Annotated in this window: 3 protein-coding genes; all 3 read right to left on the bottom strand. The window is 78.6% G+C overall.

Translation table 11 applies throughout. The annotated features are described in order from the left end of the window. A partial coding sequence (locus ABEB16_RS03640) for a cysteine desulfurase family protein (RefSeq protein WP_345710909.1) occupies positions 1-1,034 on the bottom strand: 1,034 nt, incomplete at its 3' end. A 4-nt stretch (positions 1,035-1,038) separates the two neighbouring features. Further along, positions 1,039-1,977: a carboxylating nicotinate-nucleotide diphosphorylase gene (gene nadC / locus ABEB16_RS03635; protein ID WP_345710908.1), complete on the bottom strand. Its 939-nt coding sequence runs from the start codon at positions 1,975-1,977 to the stop codon at positions 1,039-1,041. Then, positions 1,974-2,850 (bottom strand): FAD-binding protein (locus ABEB16_RS03630; RefSeq protein WP_345710907.1); only part of this gene is annotated, 877 nt, incomplete at its 5' end. The genes nadC and ABEB16_RS03630, both read right to left, overlap by 4 nt.

Here is a 2,850-nt window from a genome sequence, read left to right as displayed (position 1 = left end):
GTGCGGGCCAGGTCCGCGTCCAGGCCCATCGCCAGCAGCACGTGGGAGGCGTCGTCGGAGTCCGCCGCGCACGCCGAACCGCTGGAGCAGACCACCCCCACCGCCTCCAGCTCCTGCAGCACCAGCTCCCCGCCGACGCCGGCGAAGCAGAACGAGGCGTGCCCGGGCAGCCGGTGGGTGCGGTGCCCGGTGAGCGGCGCGGTGGGCACGGCCGCCAGCACCCCCTCGACCAGGCGGTCGCGCAGGGCGGCGAGGCGCTCGGCCTCCGCGGGCAGCACCGCCTGCGCCCGCTGCAGCGCGGTCGCCGTCCCCACGGCGCCGGCGACGTCCACCGTGCCCGAGCGGCGGCCGCGCTCCTGCCCGCCGCCGTGCAGCACCGGCTCCAGCGGCACCGCGCCCCGCACGAACAGCGCGCCCGCGCCGCGGGGCCCGCCGAGCTTGTGCGCCGACACCGTCAGGGCGTCCACCCCCAGCTCGTCCACCCGCAGCGGCAGGTGCGCGGCGGCCTGCACCGCGTCCACGTGCAGCGGCACGCCCCTGGCGCGGCAGAGCTCGGCGACCTCCCGCACCGGCTGCACGGTGCCCACCTCGTTGTTGGCGTACATCACCGAGCACAGGCTCGTGTCCTCGCGCAGCACGGACGCCAGTTCGTCGAGGTCGACCAGCCCGTCCGCGTCGACGCCCACCACGTCGAGGGCGAACCCGTTGCGCTGCAGCGCTCGGCAGGTCTCCAGCACCGCCGGGTGCTCGATCGCCGTCGTCACCAGGTGCCGCCCGCGCGGTGTCGCGGTCGCGATGCCCGCCACTGCGAGGTTGTCCGCCTCGGTGCCGCCGGCGGTGAACACCACCTCGCCCGGCCGGCAGCCCAGCACGCCCGCCAGCCGCTCCCGCGCCGCGTCCAGCCCGGCCTTCGCGGCGCGCCCGACCTCGTGGGCGCTGGAGGGGTTGCCGAACACCTGGGTCTGGTACGGCCAGGTGGCCTCCAGCACCTCGCGCACCGGCGGCGCGGTGGCGGCGTGGTCGAGGTAGATCACCGGTTCAGCGCCCCGTGCGGGCGCGGTCGTCGGCGCGCACGTCGACGTCCAGGCCGAGGTCCAGGGCCACCGCCGCCTGGGTGAGCGCGCCCACCGAGACGACGTCCACCCCGGTCTCGGCCACGGCCCGCACCGTCTCCAGCGTGATGCCGCCGCTGGCCTCCACCACCGCCCGGCCCCGGGCGCGCTCCACGCCGGCCCGCAGGTCGGCGAGGGAGAAGTTGTCCAGCAGCACCACGTCCACCCCGGCGGCGAGCACCGCGTCGAGCTGGTCGAGGCGGTCGACCTCGACGACGACCCGGGTGGTGTGGCCGATGCGCTCGCGCAGCGACCGCAGCCCCGTGGTGGTGTCCACCCCGGCGGCGGCGAGCACCGCGAGGTGGTTGTCCTTCACCATCACCGCGTCCGACAGCGACCAGCGGTGGTTGGAGCCGCCACCACAGCGCACCGCGTGCTTCTCCAGCGCCCGCAGGCCCGGGGTGGTCTTGCGGGTGTCGGCGATGCGGGCGCCGGTGCCCTCGACGGCGGCGACGTAGCGGGCGGTGAGGGTGGCGATGCCGGACAGCCGCTGCACGAGGTTGAGGGCGACCCGCTCGGCGCGCAGCACGGCCCGCGCGGTGCCCTCCACGCGGGCGAGCACGTCACCGGCGCGGAAGGCGGTGCCGTCGGCCAGCAGCGCCTCGACCCGGCCCGAGCCACCGGTGGCGCCGGCGGCCAGCTCCACGGCGGCGGAGACGGCGTCGACACCGGCGAGCACCCCGTCGACGCGGGCGCGCAGCACGGCGGAGGCGCGGACGTCGGGGGGCAGCAGCGCCTCGCTGGTGAGGTCGCCCCACGGGGCGTCCTCCGCGAGGGCCGCGGCGACCACGGCTCCCAGCGCGGGCAGCGGCACGGGCGGCGGGGCGGGGGGCGCGGTGGGGGTCGCGGTGGGGGTGGAGCTCATCGGGTTCCGCTCCTTCGCAGGGTGGTGCGCCGGGCCTCGGCGCGCGGGGTGGGGAAGTCGCCGCGCCAGTGCGCCCCGCGGCTCTCCTCGCGGGCCAGCGCCGCCAGCACGAGCAGCCGGCCGGCGGTGCGCAGGTTGGCGTCCTCGTGCCCGGCGACCGTCGTGGGTGCGGCCGCCGGGCCGGGACGGGGGGCGAGCTGCTTGGCGGCGACGGCAAGGCCCGCGGCGTCGCGCACCACGCCGGCGTGCTCCCACAGCAGCGCCCGCAGCTCCTCGCCCCCCAGCTCGCCGGTCTGCGGCTGCGCCGGGTCCTCGACGTCGAGCACGTCCTCCTCCGGTCCGGGCGCGAAGGGCTCCCCGCCCCCGGCGACGACGTCCGCGGCGGCGCGGGCGGCGAGCACGACCGCCTCCAGCAGGGAGTTCGACGCCAGCCGGTTCGCGCCGTGCACGCCGGTGCAGGCGACCTCCCCGACGGCCCACAGCCCCGGCAGGCTGGTGCGGCCGGCCGCGTCGGTGCGCACCCCGCCCATCCAGTAGTGCGCCGCCGGGGTCACGGGCACCGGCTCGCGCTCGGGGTCCAGGCCCTGCGCGCGGCACAGCGCGGCGATGCCGGGGAAGCGCCCGGCGAACGGGCGGCCGAGCCGGGCGGCGACCCCGGTGGCGTCCAGCAGCGCGGGCCGGCCGTCCTGGCGGGCCATGACGGCGGCGGTGGCGCGGACCACGACGTCGCGCGGGGCGAGCTCGGCGCGGGGGTCCACGTCCACCATGTAGCGCCGGCCGCGCTCGTCGCGCAGCACCGCACCCTCGCCGCGCACCGCCTCGGAGACGAGGAAGGGCTCGGCCAGCGCCGCGGCGGTGGGGTGGAACTGGAAG

This window comes from Kineococcus glutinatus (genome assembly GCF_039542765.1).
Lineage (GTDB): Bacteria > Actinomycetota > Actinomycetes > Actinomycetales > Kineococcaceae > Kineococcus_A > Kineococcus_A glutinatus.
The sequence above is the reverse complement of the archived record's forward strand: the minus strand, read 5'-3'. Positions and strand labels throughout refer to the sequence as shown.

Bases quoted from the DNA above. Each gene is read 5' to 3' on its own strand.
- nadC (WP_345710908.1), bottom strand. From the start codon at position 1,977: ATGAGCTCCACCCCCACCGCGACCCCCACCGCGCCCCCCGCCCCGCCG.